General features: G+C 69.1%; 20 protein-coding genes and 1 pseudogene. 12 read left to right on the forward strand and 9 right to left on the reverse strand.

Features of this window, described 5'->3' with window-relative positions:
- Positions 1–39: 39 nt before the first annotated feature.
- Positions 40–552 (reverse strand): annotated as a pseudogene (locus tag CEK29_RS01080) (DUF523 domain-containing protein); the annotation flags it as partial.
- Between the two features lie 294 nt (positions 553–846).
- Between CEK29_RS01080 and CEK29_RS01085 the strand changes: the two are divergent.
- From CEK29_RS01085 to CEK29_RS01115, 7 genes are all read left to right on the forward strand, one after another.
- A complete protein-coding gene (locus CEK29_RS01085) occupies positions 847–1,617 on the forward strand; it encodes a 2OG-Fe(II) oxygenase (protein ID WP_094857117.1) in 771 nt (256 codons plus the stop codon).
- Positions 1,618–1,643: 26 nt separating this feature from the next.
- Complete coding sequence (gene alkB / locus CEK29_RS01090; RefSeq protein ID WP_094857118.1) at positions 1,644–2,327, forward strand: DNA oxidative demethylase AlkB; 684 nt, start codon at positions 1,644–1,646, stop codon at positions 2,325–2,327.
- Positions 2,328–2,383: 56 nt separating this feature from the next.
- On the forward strand, positions 2,384–3,496 hold the full coding sequence (ada, locus tag CEK29_RS01095) for a bifunctional DNA-binding transcriptional regulator/O6-methylguanine-DNA methyltransferase Ada (protein WP_094857119.1): 1,113 nt from the start codon (positions 2,384–2,386) through the stop codon (positions 3,494–3,496).
- Positions 3,489–4,163 (forward strand): 2OG-Fe(II) oxygenase, encoded by a 675-nt coding sequence (locus CEK29_RS01100; RefSeq protein WP_255176034.1) that lies wholly within the window; start codon positions 3,489–3,491, stop codon positions 4,161–4,163. The genes ada and CEK29_RS01100 overlap by 8 nt, the downstream gene beginning before the upstream one ends.
- 105 nt (positions 4,164–4,268) lie before the next feature.
- A complete protein-coding gene (locus CEK29_RS01105) occupies positions 4,269–5,411 on the forward strand; it encodes a GGDEF domain-containing protein (protein WP_094857120.1) in 1,143 nt (380 codons plus the stop codon).
- Positions 5,412–5,681: 270 nt separating this feature from the next.
- Positions 5,682–6,737 (forward strand): Lnb N-terminal periplasmic domain-containing protein, encoded by a 1,056-nt coding sequence (locus tag CEK29_RS01110; protein WP_255176035.1) that lies wholly within the window; start codon positions 5,682–5,684, stop codon positions 6,735–6,737.
- A 71-nt stretch (positions 6,738–6,808) separates the two neighbouring features.
- On the forward strand, positions 6,809–8,062 hold the full coding sequence (locus tag CEK29_RS01115; protein ID WP_094857318.1) for an Hsp70 family protein: 1,254 nt from the start codon (positions 6,809–6,811) through the stop codon (positions 8,060–8,062).
- Between the two features lie 22 nt (positions 8,063–8,084).
- On the opposite strand, the gene CEK29_RS01120 is transcribed toward CEK29_RS01115, so the two are convergent.
- Complete coding sequence (locus CEK29_RS01120) at positions 8,085–8,372, reverse strand: hypothetical protein (RefSeq protein ID WP_094857121.1); 288 nt, start codon at positions 8,370–8,372, stop codon at positions 8,085–8,087.
- Between the two features lie 237 nt (positions 8,373–8,609).
- On the opposite strand from CEK29_RS01120, the gene CEK29_RS01125 reads away from it, so the two are divergent.
- Positions 8,610–9,101 carry a hypothetical protein gene (locus tag CEK29_RS01125; RefSeq protein ID WP_141218284.1) on the forward strand — a complete coding sequence of 164 codons (492 nt, stop codon included), beginning with the start codon at positions 8,610–8,612 and terminating at the stop codon, positions 9,099–9,101.
- A gap of 22 nt (positions 9,102–9,123) precedes the next feature.
- Here CEK29_RS01125 and CEK29_RS01130 read toward each other — a convergent pair whose 3' ends face one another.
- Together CEK29_RS01130 and CEK29_RS01135 are read right to left on the reverse strand one after the other, a co-directional pair.
- Positions 9,124–10,347, reverse strand: coding sequence for an MFS transporter (locus tag CEK29_RS01130; RefSeq protein ID WP_094857123.1), 1,224 nt, complete (start codon positions 10,345–10,347; stop codon positions 9,124–9,126).
- Positions 10,348–10,532: 185 nt separating this feature from the next.
- Positions 10,533–11,183, reverse strand: coding sequence for a TetR/AcrR family transcriptional regulator (locus CEK29_RS01135; RefSeq protein ID WP_094798382.1), 651 nt, complete (start codon positions 11,181–11,183; stop codon positions 10,533–10,535).
- Positions 11,184–11,321: 138 nt separating this feature from the next.
- Between CEK29_RS01135 and CEK29_RS01140 the strand changes: the two genes are divergently transcribed.
- The 3 genes from CEK29_RS01140 to CEK29_RS01150 are packed head-to-tail and all read left to right on the forward strand — an operon-like array spanning position 11,322 to position 17,160.
- Positions 11,322–12,470 carry an efflux RND transporter periplasmic adaptor subunit gene (locus CEK29_RS01140; RefSeq protein ID WP_432759217.1) on the forward strand — a complete coding sequence of 383 codons (1,149 nt, stop codon included), beginning with the start codon at positions 11,322–11,324 and terminating at the stop codon, positions 12,468–12,470.
- Positions 12,467–15,676, forward strand: a complete 3,210-nt coding sequence (locus CEK29_RS01145; protein ID WP_094857124.1) for an efflux RND transporter permease subunit — start codon at positions 12,467–12,469, stop codon at positions 15,674–15,676. The genes CEK29_RS01140 and CEK29_RS01145 overlap by 4 nt, the downstream gene beginning before the upstream one ends.
- Positions 15,673–17,160, forward strand: a complete 1,488-nt coding sequence (locus CEK29_RS01150) for an efflux transporter outer membrane subunit (RefSeq protein WP_094857125.1) — start codon at positions 15,673–15,675, stop codon at positions 17,158–17,160. The genes CEK29_RS01145 and CEK29_RS01150 overlap by 4 nt, the downstream gene beginning before the upstream one ends.
- Positions 17,161–17,249: 89 nt before the next feature.
- On the opposite strand, the gene CEK29_RS01155 is transcribed toward CEK29_RS01150, so the two are convergent.
- Positions 17,250–18,416, reverse strand: coding sequence for a mandelate racemase/muconate lactonizing enzyme family protein (locus CEK29_RS01155; protein WP_094798385.1), 1,167 nt, complete (start codon positions 18,414–18,416; stop codon positions 17,250–17,252).
- 106 nt (positions 18,417–18,522) lie between these two features.
- Between CEK29_RS01155 and CEK29_RS01160 the strand changes: the two genes are divergently transcribed.
- A complete protein-coding gene (locus tag CEK29_RS01160; protein ID WP_094857126.1) occupies positions 18,523–19,431 on the forward strand; it encodes a LysR substrate-binding domain-containing protein in 909 nt (302 codons plus the stop codon).
- Here the strand turns inward: CEK29_RS01160 and CEK29_RS01165 are convergent.
- From CEK29_RS01165 to CEK29_RS01180, 4 genes are all read right to left on the reverse strand, one after another.
- A complete protein-coding gene (locus tag CEK29_RS01165; RefSeq protein WP_094798387.1) occupies positions 19,418–21,025 on the reverse strand; it encodes a methyl-accepting chemotaxis protein in 1,608 nt (535 codons plus the stop codon). The genes CEK29_RS01160 and CEK29_RS01165 overlap by 14 nt on opposite strands.
- A 314-nt stretch (positions 21,026–21,339) precedes the next feature.
- Positions 21,340–23,631, reverse strand: a complete 2,292-nt coding sequence (locus CEK29_RS01170) for an FdhF/YdeP family oxidoreductase (RefSeq protein ID WP_094857127.1) — start codon at positions 23,629–23,631, stop codon at positions 21,340–21,342.
- Positions 23,632–23,811: 180 nt separating this feature from the next.
- Complete coding sequence (locus tag CEK29_RS01175) at positions 23,812–24,438, reverse strand: YiiX/YebB-like N1pC/P60 family cysteine hydrolase (protein ID WP_255176036.1); 627 nt, start codon at positions 24,436–24,438, stop codon at positions 23,812–23,814.
- Positions 24,417–24,824, reverse strand: a complete 408-nt coding sequence (locus CEK29_RS01180; protein ID WP_176456814.1) for a DUF4878 domain-containing protein — start codon at positions 24,822–24,824, stop codon at positions 24,417–24,419. The genes CEK29_RS01175 and CEK29_RS01180 overlap by 22 nt, the downstream gene beginning before the upstream one ends.
- Positions 24,825–25,085 lie beyond the last annotated feature (261 nt).

Here is a 25,085-nt window from a genome sequence, read left to right on the forward strand (position 1 = left end):
GGCAACGGCCGCCGCGGCATTGGCCGCCACGGCTTCGGCCGCCGCGGCATCCGCCGCATCGAATTCTTGTTCGCTGAAGACGCGCACGCCCGCCGCCGCGAGCAGCGCGGCCGTCACGCCCTGACCGGCGAGCCGCTGGCCGCTGAACGATCCGTCGTAGATGTAGCCGCTGCCGCAGGAAGGACTGCCTTCCTTGAGCACGGCCAGCGTGATGCCGTGTTGCCGCGCCGCGTCCAGCGCCGCCTGCGCCCCGGTCACGAACGGCGTGGTGACATCGGCCCCGGTGATGTCGATCACCCGGGCCAGTCCGTCCAGCACGCGCGCGCCGCCGTCGCCATGCGTGATTTCGGCGGGCGGGCGCGGCGTGGGCAGGCCGCCCGCCATCTCCGGACAGATCGCCACGACGCGGCCCTCGGCCTGCCAGCGCGCAAGCACCGGATGCACGCGCGGCGCGCCGCGGCCGTCGTATCGCACCGGACGGCCGAGCAGACAGGCGCTGACGAGCACGCGCGTGGGAGGACAGGAGGGGGGCGGTTCGGAAGAGGTGGACATGCGAAAGCGAAGGGGAGCGAGACGGAAAGCCGGCGCGCGTGACGGGCGACACCGCCAGCATAACGCGCCAGGCTTGCCGTGCGGTGCGGTGCGGTGCGGTGCGGTGCCTTGCCATGCCGTGCCGTGCCGTGCCATGCCGTGCCGTGCCGTGCCGTGCCGTGCCATGCCGTGTCGGGCAGGGCACGGCAGGCCAGGGCCGCCTTCGCAACCCTGTCCACGTCCCGCGCGCCACGGCCGAATTCGAGCGCAAGAGTCGGGAGGCCGCCGGGTCGGCCGTGGCGCTAGACTGATTGCATGCACAGGCAGGCCGATCTCCTTTTCGCAGCGCCGGCGCGGTCATCGGGCGAAGACGCCGATTCGGCCGTGGCCCGCCTGCGCGCCGCCGACTGGGACGCCGTCCTGGCCGAGCTCGACGCCCGCGGCAAGGCTATCGTGCCGGGGCTGTTCAGCGCCGACGAGTGCGCGCGGACAGCCTCCGCGTACGCCGACGACGCGCTGTTCCGCAGCCGCGTGGTGATGGCGCGCCACGGTTTCGGGCGCGGCGAATACCGCTACTACGCCTATCCCTTGCCCGCGCCGCTGCCTGCGCTGCGCGAGATCCTGTATGCGCGGCTGGCGCCGCTGGCCAATCAGTGGCGCGCGCGTCTGCGCGAGGCCGGTCCGGCCTTTCCGGAAACGTACGCGGCGTTCCTGGCGCGCTGCCATGAGGCCGGGCAGACGCGGCCCACGCCGCTCCTGCTGCGTTATGAGCCGGGCGACTACAACTGCCTGCATCAAGACCTGTATGGCGATCACGTGTTTCCGCTGCAAATGGCGGTGTTGCTGTCGGCGCCGGGCCGGGATTTCGACGGCGGCGAGTTCGTGATGACCGAACAGCGCAGCGGCCATCCGGCCACGGCCGAGGTGCTGCCGCTGGCGCAAGGCGACGCGCTGATTTTCGCCGTACGCGATCGCGCGGTGCGCGGTGCGCGTGGATGGCACCGGCGTACACTGCGTCATGGGGTCGCCGAGCTCATGCGTGGCCAGCGCCACACCCTCGGCATCATCCTGCACGATGCCCGTTGAGTCGGCGTCGTTTTCGATTTCGCGTCATGACACTCGACCTGTTCGAATCCACTCTCACCGGCGTGACCGAGCCCATCGGGGCGCGCGCCTACATTCTGCGCGGCTTCGCGCTGCCGTATGTCGAGCGCGTGCTGGCCGAGCTCGACGAGGTGCGCGCGGCGGCGCCGTTGCGCCACCTCGTCACGCCCAGCGGCCACACGATGTCGGTGGCCATGACCAACTGCGGCAAGCTCGGCTGGGTCAGCGACGAGGCGGGCTACCGCTACAGTGCGCGCGACCCGCTCACGCAGCGGCCCTGGCCGCCGCTGCCTCCGGGCATGCTGGCGCTCGCGCGCGCCGCGGCCGCCGAATGCGGTTTCGCCGATTACGATCCCGATGCCTGCCTGATCAATCAGTATGTGCCGGGCAGCCGCCTCACGCTGCACCAGGATCGCAACGAGCGTGATCTCGAAGCCCCGATCGTGTCGGTGTCGCTGGGCTTGCCCGCCACCTTTCAGTTCGGCGGGCTCAAGCGCACCGACCCCGTGCAGCGCATGGGTCTGTGGCATGGCGACGTGGCGCTGTGGGGCGGCGTCGACCGCATGCGGTTCCATGGCATCAGCACGCTCAAGGATGGCTGGCACGCGCAGCTGGGGCGTCAGCGCCTGAATTTCACGTTCCGCGTGGTGCTCGACAAAACGCGCCGAATTCAAGCGCAAGAGGCGGAGTGAAGGCGCCGCCGCGCCATCCTAGGATGACAAGCATGGCAAACCGCAAAGGAAAAACCATGACTGTCACACTCGATCCCCCCGCGGCGGGCCCCCTGCCGCTGTCGCTTGCGCACGATCCACGCTGGGCCGCCGTGGTGGCGCGCGACCGCAGCGCCGATGGTCTGTTCGTGTACGCGGTCAAGACGACAGGCGTTTATGGCCGCCCCAGCAGCGCGGCCCGTCTGCCGCGCCGCGAGAACGTGGAGTTCTTCGACAGCCCGGCCGCGGCAGAAGCCGCGGGCTATCGGCCCAGCCGGCACATCGCGGCCGACCAGACCCAGGTCGGCCACCAGCACGCCGCGCTCGTGGCGCAGGCCTGCCGCCTGATCGACGCGAGCGACGAGATCCCCTCGCTGGCGCGGCTGGCGCAGCGTGCCGGCATGAGCCCCTATCACTTTCACCGCGTGTTCAAGGCCGTCACCGGCCTCACGCCCAAGGCCTACGCGGCCGCGCAACAGGCGCGCCGTGTCCGCGAGCAGCTCGCCGACGCGGGCACCGTCACCGACGCGATCTACGCCAGCGGCTTCAATTCCAACAGCCGCTTCTACGCCAGCTCGAAAGAGCGGCTGGGCATGACGCCGCGCGCCTACAAGGCGGGCGGCGCCAACCAGGAGATCCGTTTCGCGGTGGCACAGTGCTCGCTCGGCGCGCTGCTGGTGGCCGCGAGCGAGGCGGGCATTTGCGCCATCCAGCTGGGCGATGACCCGGACGCGCTGGTGCGGTCTCTGCAGGATCGCTTTCCCCGTGCCGCGTTGATCGGCGCGGACGCCGCATTCGAAACCGTGGTGGCGCGCGTGGTGGGCCTGGTCGAGGCGCCCGCCCTGGGCGCCTCCTTGCCGCTCGATGTGCGCGGCACGGCGTTTCAAGAGCGCGTGTGGCAGGCGCTGCGCGAGATCCCTGCCGGCCGGACGGTCACCTATGCCGACATCGCGCGCCGCATCGGCGCGCCGGGCGCGGTGCGCGCGGTGGCACAGGCCTGCGGCGCCAACCCGGTCGCCGTGGCCATCCCTTGCCATCGCGTGGTGCGTACCGATGGCGGTCTGTCGGGCTATCGCTGGGGCGTGGCGCGCAAGCTGGAACTGCTGCGCCGGGAAGGCGCCTGGCCATCGGCCGGGGCCGAGAGTGAATGACACCGGCCCCTCGGGCGCCCGGCTCGACGCCCTCACCGAGAGTCTGCGGACACGCGGCCATGCCCTGTGGCCCGAGGCGTTCGATCCGCAAGAATGCGAGGCCTTGGTCGCTGGCGCCGCCGTGTCGGCCGAACCGCGGCGCATCGCGCTTGCCGCCTCGTGGCTCGACAGGATCGAGGCCCTGCGCCGCGGACTCGCCCCATTGGCCGCGCAGTGGCGGCCCGCGACGTCCGCGCCGTTCGAAGGCGACGGCGCGGCAAGGCATCCGGCGCAGTCCGGGCCGCTCGAAGGCGAGGGTGTGGCTAAGCATCCGCCGCCGGACGTCTGGCTGACCCACACCGACGCGTCGACCGACTGCCCGGTCGTGACCTCGGGGGATGGCGACGCGGGCTTTGGCCTGTTGTTCATCGTGCTGCTCAACCGTGCCGGCTTGGATTTCAGCGGGGGCGAGCTGGTGCTGGCCGAGCAGCGGCCGCGCATGCAGACGCGGCCGCACGTGGTGCCGCTGGCACAGGGCGGGCTTGCGGTGATCGCCGCCGCGGGCCGTCCGGTGCAAGGCGCGCGCGGCCCCTACCGGGTGCTGATGCGCCATGGCGTGGCGCGCGTGCGCGAAGGCCGGCGGCTGGCGCTGATGCTGGGCTGGCCGCTAACGCGCGACGCGCTCTGACGCGCAACGGCGCGGCGTGCGCGCCACGGCGGCGCGGATCGCGGTGGTGCGGGACGTGACTTCGGTATATCTTTGCCGGTCTACGTCCCTGGAGCCCGGGTCCGCATGTTTCCCGCCAGCAGCACCTATCGCATGCCGACCTGGCGCCTGACCCGTTGGCTCGTGTATGCGGGCGACGACGTCCCCGATGACATCCGCGTCGATCTCGTTGGCGGTCTCTTCGGCACCCTGCCTATTTTCCTGGGCGGCGTGATCAACAGCCTGATGATCGCGAGCATCGTGGCCTGGCGCATCCCGGAGCCGGCGTTCATTGCGTGGGTGGTGTTCGAGTTTCTCTGTTGTGCGATTCGCGGCGCGGTGCTCATGCGCGCGCGGCGCAACGCGCTCACGGGCGGGCCCACCTATACCGACCTCTATCTGCTCCTGACCTTGCTGTGGGCCGTGAGCGTGGGTTATGGCACGGTCATCAGCGCGCTGAGCGGCGATTGGGTCGCGATCCTGCTGGCCTGCCTGTCGGCGGCGGCCATGGTGGGCGGCATCTGTGTGCGCAACTTCGCGGCGCCGCGGCTGCTGGCGGTGATGATCTTCACGAGTCTCGGGCCGTGCATGACGGTCGCGGTGGTCTCGGGCCAGTCCGAGTTGTGGATCATCTGTCTGCAACTGCCGCTGTTCCTGCTCAGCATGACGCTGGCCTCCTACCGGCTCAACGCCATGCTCGTGACCACGATGCGTGCCGAGCGCGACAACGATCGCCTAGCGCGTCAGGACTCCCTCACGGGACTGCTCAATCGTTTCGGCTTGGGCGGCGTGCTGGCCCAGGCGGTGCGGCGCGCGCGTGACGATGCGGCGCGCTACACCTTGCTTTATCTCGATCTGGACGGGTTCAAGTCGGTCAACGACACCCATGGCCACGCCACCGGAGACCGGCTGTTGCGCGAAGTGGGCACGCGCCTGACCGAGCTCGCGCCGGCGGACGCGTCGATCGCGCGGATCGGCGGCGATGAATTCGTATTGGTGCTGCCCGAGGTGGACGGCTGGGAGGCGGCGCAGCTGGCCGACCAATTGATCCAACGCGTGGCGCAGCCCTTCGATCTGGGCACCGAACACGGCGTGCGGATCGGCGGAAGCGTGGGCATCGCCCTGATTCCGCGCCACGGGCACGATATGGCCGAGATTCTCAAGGCGGCCGACCGGGCCCTCTATCTGGCGAAGTCGGCGGGCAAGTCGCGCATGGCAATGGCGGACTGAACCCGGCCGGCGCGGCGGCCGGCCGGGGGTGATGCGCTCGCGCTCAGTTCCAGAACAGCGCGATCAGAATAATGATGGGGATGGGCACACCCAGCAACCACAGCAGAATCGAACGCATATGAACCTCCTCATTGCTTCACGTTGAACCTCCACTACAGCAATTGACGTGCCTGACCCCGGCCTGAAGCCTGTCCGGCCGACTTGACGGTGCGCCGCTCAGCGGCAATCATCGGGCGGTCTTTGAATTTCCCGGCAGTGAGTGGGCACGCTATGACCCCTGAGTTTTCCGAAGAAGAGCGCCCGCGGGGCGCGCGCTGGCCCAGGGCCGTTGCGCGGGGTCTGGCCCGTGGCGTGGCATTGCTGGCGCTGCTCGCCATCGGGGCATGGGGCATCGGCGCACTCAAGTACCAGATGCCGTTTCCGAGTTCGCTCACGGCGCTCGTGATCGTGGTGTGGGGCATGATCTGCGCGGCGATGGGCGGCCTGTTGCTGGGCCGCACGCGCCATTGGCGTCCCGTGCTGGCGCTTTACGTGGCGGCCTGCGCGATCATGGTGATCTGGTGGAGTTCGCTGCAGCCCTCCAACGACCGCGCCTGGGCCGCCGATGTCGGCCGCATGACCTACGGCGAGGTCGAGGGTTCGCATGTGTCGCTGCACAACGTGCGCGATTTCATCTGGCAGGGCGAGGCCGACTTCATGCCGCGCTGGGAGTCGCGCGAGTACGACCTCGATCAGCTGCGTACGGTGGATCTGTTCCTGTCGTACTGGGGCAATGAGGCGATCGCGCATACGCTGGTGTCGTTCGGCTTCGCCGACGGCGAGCGCGTCGTGTTTTCTGTCGAGATCCGCAAAGAGCAGCATGAGCGCTTCTCGGAGCTCGGCGGTTTTTTCAAGCAGTTCGAGATGAGCGTGATCGCGGCCGACGAGCGCGACATCGTCGGCGTGCGCACCTTCGAGCGCGGCGAAGACGTTTATCTTTATCCGATCCGCATGAAGCCCGACGCGATGCGCAGGCTGTTTGTCTCGTACGTGGAAACCGCCAACGCGCTGGTGCGCAAGCCGCGCTTCTATCACACGGTCACGGCCAACTGCACCACCATCGTCTATCGCATGGTGCGCGCCATCGTGCCGGATCTGCCGATGGATCCGCGCATTCTGCTGTCGGGCTATCTGCCCAGCTATCTGTACAAGATCGGCGCGATCGACAACCGCGTGCCGCTGGCGCAATGGCGTCAATGGGCCGCGATCGACGAGCGCGCGCAGTTGTCGCGCGAGCAGGCGGGCGATTTCTCCACGGCGATCCGGGCGGGGCAGCCGCTGCCCTGAGGGAGCGCTGCGGCGCCGGGCGGCTCAGGCTACACTTGGGCGCCGTTTTTCTGCCCGACCCGGTTTTTCCCATGACTTCCCCTGCCTGTGGCGTCGACTTCGGCACCTCTAATTCCACCGTCGGCCTGGCCCGCGCCGGCCAGCCCAGCCTGCTTCTGCTCGAAGACGGCAAAGGCACGCTGCCTTCCGCGATCTTCTTTCATGACGACGATGACGAGGTGAGCTACGGCCGCGCCGCCATCGCCGACTACGTGGCGGGTTACGACGGCCGCCTGATGCGCTCGATGAAAAGCCTGCTCGGCACCTCGCTGATGGAAGGCTCGACCGAAGTGCAGGGCCGCGCGGTGCCGTTTCGCGTCCTGCTCACGCGCTTTATCGCCGAACTCAAGCGACGCGCCGAACAGGCCAGCGGTCAGCCGCTGCGCCAGGCCGTGTTTGGCAGACCCGTGTTCTTCGTCGACGACAGCACGACGGCCGACCAGCTCGCGCAGGACACCCTCGGCGAGATCGCGCGCGATGTGGGCTTCACGCATGTCGAGTTTCAGTTCGAGCCGATCGCGGCGGCCTTCGACTATGAATCGCAGATCGACAGCGAAGAGCTCGTGCTGGTGGTCGACATCGGCGGGGGCACGTCCGACTTCACGCTGATCCGCCTCGGGCCGGCGCGCGCCGGCAAGGTCGACCGCCGCGACGACATCCTCGCGCACGGCGGGGTGCACATCGGCGGGACCGATTTCGACAAGCAGCTGAGCCTGGGTCACGTGATGCCGCTATTCGGCCTGGGCAGCCAGCTGCGCAGCGGCAAGGATGTGCCCAGCACGCAGTTCGGCAACCTGGCGTGCTGGCACACCATCAACCAGGCCTACACCAAGAAGGCCGCCGAGAATTTCGCCTGGATCCGCCAGCAGACGGCCGACCCGGCGCGCATCGGCCTGCTCGACGAGCTGGTGCGTCAGCGTGCCGGCCACTGGGTGGCGATCCAGGTCGAAGAGGCCAAGATCGCGCTGTCCGAAGCGCCGGCCACGCATATTCCGCTCGATCGCATCGCGCCGGGGCTGGGTGTGGACGTGACCCGCCCGGGCTTCGACGGGTCGATCGAAGGCCTGATCGGCCGCGTCGAGCGCACCGTGAACGAGCTGATCGCGAGCGCGGGCGTGCCCGCCAGCGCCGTTGACACGGTGTTCTTCACGGGCGGCTCGAGCCGGGTGCCGTTGCTGCGTTCGAGCGTGGCGGCCCTGGTGCCGGCGGCGCGCAGCGTCGAAGGCGACCTGTTCGGCAGCATCGGCGCGGGTCTCGCGCTGGACGCCAGCCGGCGTTTCGCCTGATCGGCTGCCTGCCGGCAGGCGCCTACTGCGGCGGCACGCGAAACGCGGGCGCCGCGGCCGGCGCGCCGCAGTAGTCGGCGAAGGCCTCGGGGCCCGTGACCAGGCCGCGCGCCCGCGCGAGCTCCCATGGGCGTACGCATTGCGCCAGCCGTTCGCACCAGGCGTAGCCCGCCGTGGGCTTGCAGCCGTGGGGATCGAGATCGGCCCCCGGCATCGGCGCGGCGGGTCGTGCGCCTGGCGCGCCTTCGTTGGCGCAGGCCGCCAGCAACAGCGTGAGCGCGGCAAGCGCGCAGCGTGTGGTGCTCTTCATTTCCTCTCCCCAGACACCGTGCCGCGTGGCCGGCCTCTCGCTGAGTATGGGCGCGCCCCTGCGCTTGTGCGCGGATGGAGATGTGTCGCCTTGTGACGTGTGCGCGCGGCTGCGGATGCTCTTGCGCGCCGGCCGGATGTAGCAGTTGCTAACGGTTCGAGGCGGCGGTGCGGGCCGGTCGGTCGGCGGGATTCGCTACCATGCCAGTCGAGGCGGACCGGGTGGCAGGAGGATGACGTGGCGAAGGCCAGGATGGGGCGGATAGGAGCGGCATGGGCGCTGGCACTGGCCTGCGCAGGCATCGGCGCAGGCGTGGCGCGCGCCGAGTTGCCGGTCGAGGTGGTGGTCTTCAACTACAGCCCGGACCACGAAATCGGCGAGATCAGCGTGCAGGGCCGCTATGTCGGCGGCGTGCACTGGCGCTATGGCGAAGGCGACATGAGCAGCGGCAAGAGCATGTGCTGCATCGACGTGACGCCGGGCCGCGCCGATGTGGCCTGGGAAGTGGGCTGGCCGGTGAGCCAGCCGATTCCCGACGAGGGCCTGGGCCGTTCGGCGGTGGCCGTCGTGCCCGCGGATCCGGGGCAGTCCCGTTACCTGGGTGTGCACGTGTATGCCGACGAACACGTGGAGCTCACACTGAGCCCCGACTGGCCCGCCGCGCGGCCCGATCCGGCCGCGGCCCCCGCCGATCCCGACGCGCCGTCCGAAGACGCGCCGGTACGCTGAGGCCGGGCCTGGCGCCGGCCGGTCAGGCCGTGCCGGCCGCCGCGCTCGCGGCCCGGCGCGACCGCAGTTGCGACAGCACCAGCAGCAGGCCCGCCGCGGCGATCGCGGCGCCCACCAGCGGCACCGCCGCATAACCCAGCCCCGCAGAAATTGCCGCGCCGCCGGCCGCCGCGCCCAGCGCGTTGCCGAGGTTGAAGGCGCCCACGTTCACCGACGAAGCCAGTCCGGGCGCGTGGGCCGCGGCGCGCATCACGCGCATCTGCAGCGGCGGCACCACCGCGAAGGTCGCGATCCCGAAGATCAACAACGCCACCGCGGCGCCGGCGGGCGAGCCCGCCACCCACGGGAACACCAGCATCACCAGGATCACCAGCGCCAGGAAGCCGATCAGGCTGCCGTCGAGCGAACGATCCGCCAGACGGCCGCCCGCCGTGTTGCCCAGCGTGAAGCCCACGCCGATCAGCACGAGCATGGCGGTCACGAATGCGGGCGACGCGCCGGTGATGGCGGCCAGCGTGGGCGCGATGTACGTGTAGAGCGTGAACATGGCGCCCGAACCCAGCACGGTGGTGAGCAGGGCGACCAGCACGGCGGGTTGCAACAGCACGCGCAGTTCGCGTTTGACGTCGGGGCGGCTGCCGGCCTCGCCGCGCGGCAGGGCGAACAGCAACGCGGCCATCGCCAGCAGGCCCAGGCCGGCCGTGGCCGCGAACGACATGCGCCAGCCGATGGTCTGGCCCAGCCAGGTGGCGGCAGGGACGCCGCCCACGTTGGCGATGGTCAGGCCGAGGAACATGGTCGCGACCGCGCTCGCCTGTTTGTGGCGCGGCACCACGCTGGCGGCCACCAGCGAGCCCAATCCGAAGAACGCGCCGTGGTTCAGGCTGGTGACGAGCCGGGCCAGCAGGAGGGTGGTGTAGTTGGGCGCGAAGGCCGACAGCAGGTTGCCCACCGTGAAGATCGCCATCAGCGCGATCAATGCCCTGCGCCGCGACCAGCGCGACAGCGCCAGCGTCATGAGGGGGGCGCCCAGCATCACGCCGATGGCGTAGGCGCTGATCAGCATGCCGGCGGTCGGGATGCTGACGTTCACGCCGTCGGCGATCACCGGCAGCAGGCCCATGGGGGCGAATTCGGTCGTGCCGATGCCGAAGGCGCCCACGGCCAGGGCGAGCAGCGGCAAACCGGCCTTCACCGGCGCGGCGGCGCCCGACGCGGCGGCGCCGGAGGGTTGAGTTGTGGTCATGATGGTTGCGTTCCTGTTGAGCGGCCGGGGCGAGGTGCCGCCGGGCGCGCCGTCCTCGGGACGGCATTGAGCATGGAACGCAGTGTGCGCGTTATTGCAGTGCGGAAAAAGCAGCGCCGGACGAAAAGACCTTTGCCTTGGCGTCAAGAATCAGGCGCGCCATGACCCTGATCGTCAGAGGGGGATTATTGCGGGTCAGGCAAGGACGGGGCGGTGTCGGCGGGGCCCGGGCCGAACACCACGCGCTGGAAAAAGCCCGCCAGCACGGCCTGGGTCAGGTCGGCCGACACGGCCTGCGGATCGAAGGCGTAGCTGAACTGCATCCCTTCGGACAGGGCCAGCAGGCCCAGGGCCAGCTGCTCGGGGGGCATGGTGAGCGGCGTGCCCACGCGGGCCGAAAAATGCCGCGCGAAATCGGCGATGGTGCCGCGCTGCTCGCGCTGGAACGAGAGAAACCCCAGACGGAAGGCCGGGTCGCGCGCGGCCTGCAGCTTGGCCTCCATCCACAGCAGAAAGCATTTGTTTTCGCGGTGGATCTGGCTGTAGTACGCGACCACCCGGGCTTCCATTTCGGCGCGCGAGGCCTGATCCTCGAACAGCGCGCTCATCTCGTTCATGTGCGATTCGTGATCGCGCCGCAACAACTCCAGGAACATCTCCGACTTGGAGCCGAAGTTCGAGTAGAACGCGCCCCGCGTATAGCCCGCAGCCTCGGCGATGTCCTCGACGCTGGTCGCCATATAGCCTTTGGCCAGGAACAGACCTTGTGCCGCGTCGAGCAGACGCTGGCGCGTCTGCTCCCGACTTTGCTCGCGTGTTAACCGGACTTGTGCCATCGGCCGAGTGTAGCATCGACGCCCATTTCAGATTCAGGGTTGTATTTGAATACAGGACCGAATTAGAATCCGTCCTAGATTTCGTCCGACCCCAGGCAGGTCCGTCTGGCCGCCGCCCGAAACGCGTCGAGGTACTCCGTGTTCCGATCATCTGCCCGCGCCGCCCCGCGCCGACCCCTTTCCGGAGCCGGCGCGCGCCGCGTCGGCCTGTTGCTCGTGCCGTTCTGCCTGCTGGTGCTGGCAGGGTGTGGTGCCAAGGAAGAGCCGGCCGCCGCGCCGCGGCCCGTCGTGGCCATGCCGGCCCAGCCCGACCAGGCGGCCGCCGGCCTCAGCGTGCCGGGCCGCATCGACGCGCGCGACACCACGCCCTTGTCGTTCCGCGTGGGCGGCAAGATCATCGAGCGCAAGGTGCGCCTGGGCGACACGGTCAGCGCCGGTCAGGTCGTGGCGCGGCTCGATCCGGCCGATGCCGCGAAGAACGCGGCGAGCGCGAAGTCCCAGCTCGCCGCGGCCCAGCATCAGTTCGATTTCGCGCGCCAGCAGCTCAACCGCGACCGGGCCCAGGCCCGCGAGCAGCTCATCGCCGCGAGCCAGCTCGAGCAATCGCAGAATGCCTACGCAGCGGCCTTGGCGCAGCGCGACAGCGCCGCGCAGCAGGCGGCGCTCGCGGCCGACCAGCTCGCGTACACCACGCTGAAGGCCGACCACGCGGGTGTGATCACCGCCGAACAGGCCGACACCGGGCAGAACGTCGCCGCGGGTCAGGCCGTCTACAGCCTGGCCTGGGCCGGCGAGATCGACGCCGTGGCCGACGTGCCGGAAAACGTGCTGGCCGGACTGAAGGTCGGCCAGAAGGCGCGCATCACGCTGCCTGCCGCGCCCGACGCCCGCTACGAGGCCACCGTGCGCGAACTCGCGCCGGCCGCCGACCCCCAGCGCCGCACGTTCCGGGTCAAGCTCACGGTCCATGGCGCGGAGCAGGTCCGGCTCGGCATGACCGCCAACATCGCGTTCGACGGCGCCACGGCGCAAGGCACCACCTACACCGTGCCCGCCACCGCGCTCTTTCATGATGGCCCGGCGCCCGCGGTCTGGGTGGTCAAGGCCGGCGAAGATATCCTGGAGCTGCGCCGCGTGACGGTGTTGCGCTACACCGAGCGCCACGTGGTGCTGGCCGATGGCATTGCCGAAGGCGAGCGCGTCGTGTGGCAGGGCGTGCATGCGGTGGCGGCGGGGCAGAAGGTCCGGCCGGTGCCGCCGCTGCATCCCGAGGATTTCGCCTCGTGAGCGCGCCGGCACCCGGCGCGCACGACGCGCAGCGCCACGAAGAGGGGCGCTTCAACCTATCGGCCTGGGCGTTGCGCCATCAGGCCCTCGTCGTCTTCCTGATTGCGCTCGCAACGATCTTCGGCGTGCTGTCGTACTCGCGGCTCGCGCAATCGGAGGATCCGCCGTTCACGTTCCGCGTGATGGTGATCCGCACCTTCTGGCCCGGGGCCACCGCGGAGCAGGTGCGCGAACAGGTCACCGATCGCATCGCCAAGAAGCTCCAGGAAACGCCTTACACCGACTTCATGCGCAGCTATTCGCGGCCGGGCGAGTCGCTGGTGTTCTTCACCATGAAGGATTCCGCGCCCGCCAAAGAAGTGCAGCAGGAGTGGTACCAGGTGCGCAAGAAGGTGGGCGACATCCAGGCCACGCTGCCGCGCGGCGTGCAGGGGCCCTTCTTCAACGACGAGTTCGGCGACGTCTACACCAACATCTACACGCTCGAAGGCGACGGCTTCTCGCCGGCCACGCTGCGCGACTACGCCGATGCGATGCGCACGGTGCTGCTGCGCGTGCCGGGGGTGGCCAAGGTGGACTACTTCGGCGAGCAGGAAGAACGCATCTACGTCGAGATTCCGAACGCGCAACTCACGCGGCTGGGCGTGTCGCCCGAGGTGATCGGCCGCGCCATCGATGCACAGAACGGCGTCAACTCGACCGGCACGCTCACCACCGCCGACGACCGCATCTTCGTGCGGCCGTCGGGTCAGATCCGGGACGTGCGTGCGCTGGAAGAAACCTTGATCCGCCTGAACGACACGACGGTGCGGCTGGGCGATATCGCGACCATCCGGCGCGGCTATCTCGAGCCGCCCGCCACCGAGATGCGGGCGGGCGGCAAGCCGGTGCTCGGCATCGGCATCACCATGCAGCCCAATGGCGACGTGATCAAGCTGGGTCAGGCGCTCGACGCGCAGACCCAGCAGCTGCGCGACTTCCTGCCGGCCGGGCTCACGCTCACGCAGGTATCGAGCATGCCGCACGCCGTGTCGCATTCGGTCGACGAGTTTCTGCGCTCGGTGGCCGAGGCCGTGGTGATCGTGCTGTTGGTCAGCCTGGTCTCGCTGGGCCTGCGCACCGGCATGGTGGTGGTGATCTCCATCCCCGTCGTGCTCGCCGTCACGGCGCTCTTCATGTATCTGTTCGACATCGGGCTGCACAAGGTCTCGCTCGGCACCCTGGTGCTGGCGCTGGGCCTGTTGGTCGACGACGCCATCATCGCGGTCGAGATGATGGCGGTGAAGCTCGAACAGGGCTGGAACCGCGCCCGCGCGGCCGCCTTCGCCTACACCAGCACGGCGTTCCCGATGCTGACCGGCACGCTCGTGACCGTGGCGGGCTTTCTGCCGATCGCGCTGGCCAAGTCGGGCACGGGCGAGTACACGCGGTCGATCTTTCAGGTCTCGGCCATCGCGCTCATCGCCTCGTGGTTCGCCGCCGTGGTGTTGATCCCGCTGCTGGGATATCGCCTGCTGCCCGAGCGCAAGAAAGAAGAGGGCCAGCCCGACGACCACGAGCACGACATCTACGACACGCGCTTCTACCGCCGCCTGCGCGGCTGGGTGGCGCGCTGCGTCGAGCGCCGCTACTGGGTGCTGGGTGGCACGACGCTCTTGTTCGTGGTCGCCATGGCCGCCTTCTCGCTGGTGCCGCAGCAGTTCTTCCCGAGCTCCGATCGCGCCGAGCTGCTGGTGGATGTCAGCCTGGGCGAGGGCGCGTCGTTCGATGCGACCAAGCGCCAGGTGCTGCGCCTCGAAGAGACGCTGAAAGACCGGCCCGAGATCGCGCATCTGGTGAGCTTCGTCGGCACGGGCGCGCCGCGGTTCTATCTGCCGCTCGACCAAAAGCTGCCCCAGCCGAACTTCGCGCAGTTCATCGTCACGACCCATTCCGTCGAGGACCGCGAGCAACTGGCACAGTGGCTCGCGCCGATTCTGCGCGAGCAGTATCCCGCCGTCCGGACCCGCATTTCGCGCCTGGAGAACGGCCCGCCGGTGGGCTTCCCGGTGCAGTTCCGTGTGTCGGGGGGCGATATCCCCACGGTGCGCGCGCTGGCCGAGAAGCTCGCCGACGTGGTGCGCGCCGATAGCCGCACGGCCAATGTGCAGTTCGACTGGGACGAGCCATCGGAACGCTCCGTGCGCTTCGAGGTGGACCAGAGCAAGGCGCGCGAGTTGGGTGTCACCTCGTCCGACGTGTCGGCCTTCCTGGCCATGACGCTGTCGGGCACCACGGTCACGCAATACCGCGAACGCGACAAGCTCATCAACGTCGACCTGCGCGCGCCGGCCAACGAGCGCATCGATCCCTCGCGCCTCGAAACCTTGTCGATGCCCACGCCGAATGGTCCCGTGCCGCTGGGCAGCCTGGGCCGCGCGCATTACGAGCTCGAGTACGGCGTGATCTGGGAGCGCGATCGTCAGCCCACCATCACCGTGCAGGCCGACGTGGTCGGCGGTGCGCAGGGCATCGACGTGACCCACGAACTCGACGCGCGACTCGCGGAGCTGCGCGCCGAGCTGCCGGTGGGCTATCGCATCCAGATCGGCGGTTCGGTCGAAGAAAGCGAGAAGGGCCAGCGCTCCATCATCGAGCAGATGCCGCTCATGGCGGTGGTCGTACTCACGCTGCTGATGATCCAGCTGCAGAGCTTCTCGCGCGTCATGATGGTGGTGCTCACGGCGCCGCTGGGCCTGATCGGCGTGGTCGGGGCGCTGCTGCTGTTCGGCATGCCCTTCGGCTTTGTCGCGATGCTGGGCGTGATCGCGATGTTCGGCATCATCATGCGCAATTCGGTGATTCTGGTGGATCAGATCGAGCAGGACATCTCGGCCGGACATCCCCGCGTGGACGCCATCGTGAGCGCCACGGTGCGGCGCTTCCGGCCCATCACGCTGACGGCCGCGGCCGCGGTGCTGGCCCTGATCCCGCTGTTGCGCAGCAACTTCTTCGGTCCGATGGCGACCGCGCTGATGGGCGGCATTACGAGCGCCACCGTGCTCACCGTGTTCTTTCTGCCGGCCCTTTATGCGGCCTGGTTCCGCGTGCGCAACGACGAGCGCGACGAGCCTCCGGGCGTGCCGCCGGGCGCCGACGCAGGCCACCAGCATTCCCACCAGACGCCTGCCGGCCAGACCTCGGGCGCGACGGGCAACGCATCATGATGAGCCTCACACTTTCCCACGCACGTCTGGCGCTCGCGAGTGCCGTGGCGCTGGCCCTTGCGGGCTGCGCGCTCGGTCCCGATGGCCGGGCGCCCGCCACTCCGGAGCCCGCGCACTATGGCGTCGCGCCGACGCCTGCGCAAAGCGCCAGCGCGCAGGGCGTGGCTCAGCAGTTCGAGCAGGGGGCCGTGCCGGTCGCCGACTGGTGGACGCTGTACGGCTCGCCCGAGCTCGATGCCATGGTGCGCGAAGGGCTGGCCAACAGTCCCGACCTCGCGTCCGCCGACAGGCGCCTCGCGGCCGCGCGCGAGCAGTTGCGCGCGCAGATAGGCGAGTCGATGCTGCCCACGATCGATATGGGCGGGCAGGTCGATCGGCAACGCGCGCTAACCATGCCCATGGTCGAACCGCCGACCATGCTCTACAACACCTTCGTCGGACAGATACGGGCGCAATACACGTTCGACCTGTTCGGCGCCGCGCGCTATGCCAACACGGCGCTCGCGGCGAGCGTCGATCAGCAGGCACATCGTCTCGAGGCTTCGCGCCGCGCGCTCGCCGCGAATATCGTGAGCGGTGCGATCCGGTCGGCCGCGCTGGCACGGCAGGTGGCGCTGAGCACCGAGCAGGTCGGGCTGGCGCGGCAGGTCGCGCAGGATGCCCGGCGGCGCTTCGAACTGGGCTCGGCGTCGCAGCAGGAAGCGCTCGATGCCGAGCAGAATGCAAGCGATCTGGCGGCCGCGCTGCCGGGCTTGCGCAGCCAGTGGCAGTCCACCCGTCATGCCCTCGCCGTTCTGCTCGGCCGCACGCCCGATCAGGCGCCGCCCGATCTGGATTTCACGCGGATCGTGGTGCCGGCGCGGGTGCCGGTGAGCGTGCCGTCGCAGTTGCTCGCCAACCGGCCCGACGTCCAGGCCGCGGCCGTGGCGCTCGAGGGCGCGGCTGCCGAGGTGGGCGCAGCCACCGCGCAGATGTTGCCGCGCCTGTCGCTGTCGGCCTCGATGGGCCGTGGCGGTTTCGACTGGCCCACCGCGCTGTCGGGTCCGGGCGGGGCGATCTGGAGCATCGGCGCGGGGCTGACGCAGCCGCTGTTCCATGGCGGCGCGTTGCGCGCGCAGCGCCGCGCGGCCATTGAGACCTTCGAAGGCGCGGCCGACCAGTATCGCCAGACGGTGCTGGCGGCGTTCCGCAACGTGGCCGACAGCCTCGCCGCGCTCGAGGCCGACAATGAGGCGCTCGCCGCGGCCGAAGCGGCCCGGCAGGCGTCCGAAGGCTCCTACCGCAACACCGCGCGGCGGGTCGAGCTGGGCGCCTTGCCCGGCTTTCAGGGGCGTGCCGCGCAGCAGGCTTATCTGCAGGCGCAACTGCGCGAGCTCAACTACGCGGCCGCCCGGCTGGCCGACACCGCGGCGCTGTTCCATGCCATGGGCGCGGCGCCGGCCGCGCCTGCCTCGCCCACGGGGCGCGCCGCGAGCGGGTCCTGATCGCAGGATGAAAAAGGGCGGCGCCACGGCGCCGCCCGGATGCGGGGCGCGGCCCGGAGTCGCTCCCGAGGCCGCGTCGGGGTCCAGGTTCAGTCGGACAGTTCGCGCATGACCTTGTACAGGTCGCTCTTGCCTTCGAAGCCGATGCCGGGCAGGTCGGGCATGGTGATGTGGCCGTTTTCGACGCGCACGCCGTCCGGGAATCCGCCGAAGGGCTGGAACAGATCCGGGTAGCTTTCGTTGCCGCCCAGGCCCAGGCCGGCCGCGATATTCAGCGACATCTGGTGACCGCCGTGCGGAATGCAGCGCTTGGGCGACCAGCCGTGCTGGTGCAGCATGTCCAGCGTGCGCAGATATTCCACCAGGCCGTAGCTCAGCGCGCAGTCGAACTGCAGATAGTCGCGGTCGGCGCGCATGCCGCCATATCGGATCAGATTGCGCGCGTCCTGCATCGAGAACAGATTCTCGCCGGTCGCCATCGGCTTGTCGTAGTAGTTGCGCAGCGTGGCCTGCAGCTCGTAGTCGAGCGGATCGCCGGCCTCTTCATACCAGAACAGATCGTAGGCCGAGAGCGCCTTCGCGTACTGCACCGCCGTATCGAGATCGAAGCGGCCATTGGCGTCCACCGCCAGCTTCTGGCCGTCCTGCAGCACGCTCAGGATCGAATCGATGCGGCGCAGATCCTCGTCTAGCGAGGCGCCGCCGATCTTCTTCTTCACCACCGTGTAGCCGCGGTCGATGTAGCTGCGCATCTCGTCCTTGAGCTTGCCGTGGTCTTGGCCGGGATAGTAGTAGCCGCCGGCGGCATAGACGAAGACCTTGCGATCGGGCTGGCCATTGCCGTAGCGCTCGGCCAGCAGCTGGAACAGCGGCTTGCCTTCGATCTTGGCGACCGCGTCCCAGACCGCCATGTCGATCGTGCCGATGGCCACCGAGCGTTCGCCGTGGCCGCCCGGCTTTTCGTTCGTGAACATCGCGTTCCAGACCTTGTGCGGATCCAGGTTGTTGCCGCTGGCGTCCTGCAGATCTTCGGGGCGGGCTTCCAGGATGCGCGGGATGAAGCGTTCGCGCATCAACGTGCCCTGGCCGTAGCGGCCGTTCGAGTTGAAGCCATAACCCACCACGGGTTTGCCGTCGCGGATCACATCGGTGATCACCGCCACCAGGCTCAGCGTCATTTTGCTGAAGTCGATGTAGGCGTTGCGGATGGGCGAGCTGATCGGCAAGGTGCGCTCGCGAATTTCCACGATCTTCATGGCAGGTCTCCTGGTGAGTTCGAATCGTGGCACTAGCTTAGACCTGCCCGACCTGCCTAAAATTGAACGAAATTCACTAGATTATTTACTTTGGGTGAAAAGTGCGGTGAAAACCGACCTCGCTTCCGAGCTGGACTTTTTCGTGCGCGTGGCGCGCCTGGGCAGCCTGTCGGGCGCGGCGCGCGAGCTCGACCTGAGCCCGGCCGCCGCCACCAAGCGGCTGGCGGGCATGGAAGACCGGCTGGGCGTGCGGCTGCTCAATCGCAGCACACGCAGCATCAGCCTCACCAACGAAGGCGAGACCTACCTGCGGCACGCCACCCGCATCCTGGCCGACCTGCGCGACATGGAAGAGGCGGTGACCAGCGCCGGCACCGAGCCGCGCGGCCTGCTGCGGGTGAACGCCACGCTGGGCTTCGGCCGCACCGTGATCGCGCCGCTGGTGTCCGCCTTCGGCAAACGCCATCCCAATGTGGATGTGCAGCTCGACGTGACCGACCGGCCCGTGGATCTGGTGGAGGGCGGCATCGATCTCGCGATCCGCTTCGGCAGCCTGCCCGATCGCCGGCTGCGCGCCCGCCGCATTCTGAGCAACCGCCGTCTGCTGTGCGCCTCGCCCGCCTATCTCAAGCGCCACGGCGAGCCCGCCAGCCTCGCCGATCTGGCTGCGCACCGTTGCATCATCCATCGGCAGAACGACGAAGCGCACGGCGTCTGGCGCTTCGAGCACGCGGGCACGACCGAGGCGATCAAGGTCAGTGGGGCGCTCTCGAGCAATGACGGCGACATCGTGCTGGGCTGGGCGCTCGACGGGCACGGCATCCTGATCCGATCCGAGTGGGATCTGGCCAAGTATCTGGAGAGCGGCCGTCTGCGCGTGCTGTTGCCGGACTACACCTTGCCCTCCGCTGACCTGTACGTGTATTACCCGCAACGCCGCAGCCAGACGGCGCGCGCGCGCATGTTCATCGACTTTCTGGTGGAGCACCTCGAAGGGCCGCTCAAGGCCGGCTGAGCGCCGCGCGGGGCGGGGCGTCGAGCGCCGAGCCGGCGCCGCTGTCGATCACCATGCCATCGGGCAGCTTGAAGATTGACACGGCTTCGCGCAGCTTCTCGGCCTGGTTTTCCAGCGAGCCGGCGGCGGCGGCCGCTTCTTCGACCAGCGCCGCGTTCTGTTGCGTCACGCTGTCCATCTGCGACACGGCCAGGTTCACCTGGTCGATGCCGCTGGCCTGTTCCTGCGAGGCGGCCGAGATTTCGCCCATGATGTCGGTCACGCGGCGCACCGACTCGAGAATCTCGGTCATGGTGCCGCCGGCCGCCTTCACCTGCTGCGAACCCTGCTCGACCTTGGCGGTGGAGTCTTCGATCAGACCCTTGATCTCCTTGGCCGCGCCGGCGCTGCGTTGCGCCAGGCTGCGCACTTCGGTGGCGACCACGGCAAAGCCCTTGCCCTGCTCGCCGGCACGCGCGGCTTCCACGGCGGCGTTCAGCGCCAGGATGTTGGTCTGGAACGCGATGCTGTCGATCACGCCCACGATTTCCGTGATGCGGTTCGAGCTGTCCGCGATCGCGCCCATCGTCTGCACCACGCCGGCCACGGCGGCATGGCCGCGCTCGGCGACGTTCGACGCGGTGGCCGCCATCTGGTTGGCCTGACGCGCATTCTCGGCGTTCTGCTTCACGGTCGACGACAGCTCTTCCATGCTGGAGGCGGTTTCTTCGAGCGAGGCGGCCTGTTCTTCCGTACGCGCCGACAGATCGCTGTTGCCGGCGGCGATTTCGCGCGTGCCCACGTGAATCTCGTCCACGCCATGACGCACCTTGCGCACCGTGCCGACCAGCCCGTCCTGCATGGTCTTGAGCGCGGCGAGCAGCGCGCCCACTTCATTGCGGCCGGCGTCGGGCACGCGATTGGCGAGGTTGCCCGCCGCGATGCGCTTGGCGAGTTCGCCGGCCTGTTCCAGCGGGCCCACGATGATGCGCCGGACCATGAGCGTGGTCGCGATGGCCACGGCCAGGCCGATGGCCAGCACCACCGCCAGCAGCGTGGTGAAGATCGACGAGAAGTCGTTGATCGTCTCCATCGCCGACTCACCGTTGGTGCCGGTGGTCTCGATGAAACGGCCGCGCGCCTTCAGGTAGGTATCCTGCACGCCCTGCGTGCCCTGCTTCAGATAGCCTTCCATGTCGCCGGCCTGCAGCACGTCGCCGACCCGCTTCAGGTTGGCGCTGTAGGCGTGATACGACTGCACCAGCTCGGCCACGGCCGGGCGGTCGGCTTCGGTCAGCGCGCGCTCGAAAATGGCGAAGCTCTTGTCGGCGCTGGCCACGAAGTCACGTGCCGACAGCAACGACGCGTTTTCCGAAGCCTTGCCCTGCGCCACGCGGGTGGCGTAGCGGCTGAGGTCGGTGCGGGCGGCGACGAGCGACAGCGACGCCGCATTGACCGCATTGCTCTGGACCACCGAGGTGCGATAGAGGTCGCGCACGTCGGTGCCGACGCGCGACAGCGCGAAGTAGCCCGAGCCCCCTAGCAGCAGTTGAAATCCGAAGAACACGATCACCACACCCAACAGCGTGGTCGCGATCTTCATGTCACGAAACATTCCCATGGCTTATCCCTGGCGTAAAAAAGCGCGGCCGGACAGCGAGGCGCGCACGAGTGAACAGAATCGATGCGCCCCTCGGCACGGCCCTCGCGGGGCATGGGCCTGGATCCCTGGGTGCTGACGGACGATACCTCCGGATAACGGCAGTCCGTCCGGGATCTTTAGTGCTAACCCTGATTGACAGTTTTAAGACAACGTAGGGAAAGCTGTGGCCGCGTGCGGCACGGGCGCGCGGGCGCCGGCCGCCGTCGACACGTGGGAAAGGATGATGACGGGACGCGTGCCGGACACGCGTCCCTGCAGCGCGACGATCAGGTGGCGCGCAATACCCGCACCGGCGCCGACTTGTACGCGGGCGTGCCGCTCTGCGGATCGCGATTGCCCAGGCCCACGAGCACGTTGGCCTCGGGGTAGTAGGCCGCCACGCAGCCGCGCGGGATGTCATAGGTCACGGCGGTGTAATGCGTCAGGCGCGCGGGCTCGCCGTGCATCGAGCCGTCGGCCGCCTCCAGCGTGATCAGATCGCCCTCGGCCAGGCCGCGTTCGGCCAGGTCGTCCGCGTTCATGAAGACCACGTCGCGGCGGCCGAACACGCCGCGATAGCGATCGTCGAAACCGTACAGCGTGGTGTTGTACTGGTCGTGGCTGCGCAGCGTGGTGAGCGTGAGCACGTCGGGCGCGCGCGGCGCATCTTCGCGCACGCCGCGGAACACGCGGAACTGCGCCTTTCCGCTAGGGGTGTGCCAGACCCGCTCGGTGGGGCCGAGGGGCAGGCGGAACCCGCCGGGCTCGCGCACCCGCTCGTTGTAGCGCGCGAAGGCCGGCAACACTCCTTCGATCGCATCGCGGATGCGGTCATAGTCGGCCACCATGTCTTCCCAGGCGATGCCGTGGCGCTCGCCCAGCACCGCGCGCGCCAGGCCGGCCACGATGGCGGGCTCGGAGCGCACGTGCGGCGACGGTGGGGGCAGGGCGCCGCGCGAGGCGTGCACCATCGACATCGAGTCCTCTACCGTGACCGACTGCGGGCCCGTGGCCTGCATGTCGAGTTCGGTGCGGCCCAGGCAGGGCAGCAGCAGGTTCTCGCGCGCCAGCAGCAGATGCGAGCGATTCAGCTTGGTGGCGATGTGTACGGCGCAATCGAGCTTGCGCACCGCGGCGTGCGTACGCTGCGTGTCGGGCATGGCCACCGCGAGGTTGCCGCCCAGGGCCACCAGCACGCGCGAACGGCCCTCGTACATCGCCTCGATCGACTCCACGGCATCGTGGCCCTTCTCGGCGGGCGGCACGAAGCCGAACACGCGCTCGATGCCCGCGCGCAGCGCCGCCGGCGCTTTCTCGTCGATGCCCACCGTCCGGTCGCCCTGCACGTTCGAGTGCCCCCGCAGCGGACAGATGCCGGCGCCGGGCCGGCCGAAGTTGCCGCGCAGCAGCAGCAGATTGGCGATCTGCTGCACGTTTTCGGTGCCGCGCGCATGCTGCGTCACGCCCATGCCGTAGCAGACCAGCGCCGACGGCGCGCGGCAGTACAGCGTGGCAACGTGTTCCAGGTCGGCGCGTGCGAGGCCGCTGATGGCCTCGATCGTGTCCCAGGAGGTGTCGCGCAGGTCTTCGATCAGCGCGTCCATGCCTTCGGTGTGGGTGGCCAGGAAGTCGCGGTCGAGCGTGCCGGCGCCGCCGGCGGCGCGATCCGCCTCGTCCAGGGCCAGCACGGCTTTCATCACGCCCTTGAGCGCGGCGGCGTCGCCGCCCACGTTCACCTGCAGGTAGGTGGTGGCGATGGGCGTGGCCCCCATCGTGGCCATCTCCACCGGCGACTGCGGCGAGGCGAAACGCTCGAGCGCGCGTTCCTTGAGCGGGTTGAACACGACGATGGGCACGCCGCGGCGGGCCGCTTCGCGCAGGGTCGCCATCATGCGCGGGTGATTGGTGCCCGGGTTGTGCCCCATCGAAATGATGAGGTCGGTGTGATCGAAGTCCTCGAGCGAAACCGTGCCCTTGCCGATGCCGATCGCCTGCGGCAGGCCCACGCTGGTGGCCTCGTGGCACATGTTCGAGCAGTCGGGAAAGTTGTTGGTGCCGTAGGCCCGCACGAACAATTGGTAGAGGAACGCCGCTTCGTTGGATGCGCGGCCCGAGGTGTAGAACTCGGCCATGTTCGGGTCGGGCAGGGCATTGAGCGCCGCCGCGGCGCGCGCGAAGGCCTCGTCCCATTCGATCGGCAGATAGCGATCCGACGCCGCGTCGTAGGCCATCGGATGCGTGAGGCGGCCCAGGTCTTCGAGCGCGTGATCGTTCCAGCCGAGCAGCTCCGTCACGGTGTGGCGGGCGAACACCTCGGGCGAGGCCCGCTTCTTGGTCGCTTCCCAGGTGACGGCCTTGGCGCCGTTCTCGCAGAACTCGAAGGTGGAGGTGTGCTTGGGATCGGGCCAGGCGCAGCCGGGGCAATCAAAGCCATCGGGCTGGTTGTTGCGCAACAGGATGCGCGGCCCCGACACGACGGTCATTTGCGTGCGGATGGTCTGGGCCACGGCGCGCAGGGCGTCCCAGCCGCCGGCGGGGTGGTGATAAGGGCGAATGCCCTCGGGGGTATCGTTCGACATGGCTGCGTGGCCCGGCGTGGGCCGATGGGGTGACAGTGCCGTCATTTTTACACTTGCCGCAAGCGGCTTGCGTCAAGCGCACGTTAATGGCGTGGGTATCTTTGGTATGGCGTGCCGATGCGCACGTATGGCGCGATGCCTGGTTCGGGGCGCTTGCGGGCGCCCGGCCACGCGAGTCGCTCAGCCCCGTGTCAGGACTTGCAGTCTCGGCGACGACTGCAGCGCGCTCGGCAGCAGGTACTCGCCCTGCAGCAGCGGGATCGCCAGTCTCGTGAAGGGCACGTGCAGATCGACGCCGGCCGTGCGCCAGGCCTGCCAGACCAGGGCCGTGCAGTAGGTGCCGCCCGCGTGCGCGAGCTCGAAGCCCTGGCCGCGCGCGGCGAGCGCGGCAGCCACGGCGAGCGCATGCCGCGACGCGTCGGCCTGCACCCGGTACACGGCGTGGCGTTCGGCGCGCGCCGGATCCAGATAGAAGGCCAGGTCGTCGAGCACCACGCCGTCGCCGCGGCCCGGGACTTCGCTCGGGGTGGCGTGCACCACCTGCCACGCGCCGCGCTGGCCGACCAGCATGCCCACATGGCTGAATTCGCCCGCATCGACCGCCAGCACCGCGTCGCTGATGGCGGCGGTGCCGCGGCGAAAGATGAGATCGCCCGCCTGCGCGCCGTCCGGCACGGCGGGCTCGGCGGCGCCGGCCGCCCGCGCCACCGGCGTCAGCAGGGCGCCGAGCGTCAGCGCGCCGAGCAGGCGCCGGCGGGTTGTGGACGCAACGACCGGAGGCCGGCCTACTTCAGGCGCAGCTTCCACGCGCCGTCTTCCTGCACCAGGCGGTGCGTTTCGGTCACGTCCTTGCCGTTCTTGAAGGCCAGACGGGTGCGCAGCACGGCCGTCTTGGTGGCGTCGTCGATCGTGGAGTTCAGCGTCTCGATCTTGGCGATGCCGCCGTTCTGCGTGATGCGGCGCTGCATCTCGCCCACGATCATCTGCACTTTGCCCTTGGCCTGGACCTGCTGGTCGGCCGGCACCTGCGAGAACGAAATCTGCGCGATGGCCTTTTCGACGTCGCCCTTCTCGGCGGCGCGGTACAGCGCTTCGACGGTGGCGTCGGGCTTGCCGCCGCCCGAGCATCCCGTCAGGGCCACGGCGAAGAGCGCCAGCCAAAATCCATAGAACGCACGCGACACGACTTGCATTACCTCAGCTCCCGAAGATTCACGCGATGGAAAACGCGCGCATCTTAGCAACCGCGATTTATCACCCATACGCGGCCACAGCAGCGGGAAAACACAATGGATACAGGGGTTTGCGTGGCGCGGCGTCGGGGCGGCAGACGGGTGCCGGCAGTTCTGACGCGATCATGCAAAATGTGACGACTTGATTCGCCGGCGCGGCAATGCTGTGCGGAGCGGTCGTGCGGCGCGGCCGCGCGGAGCGGTTGCGCGCGCAACCTTTGC

This window comes from Bordetella genomosp. 5, from assembly GCF_002261475.1.
In the GTDB taxonomy this organism is placed as follows: domain Bacteria; phylum Pseudomonadota; class Gammaproteobacteria; order Burkholderiales; family Burkholderiaceae_B; genus Bordetella.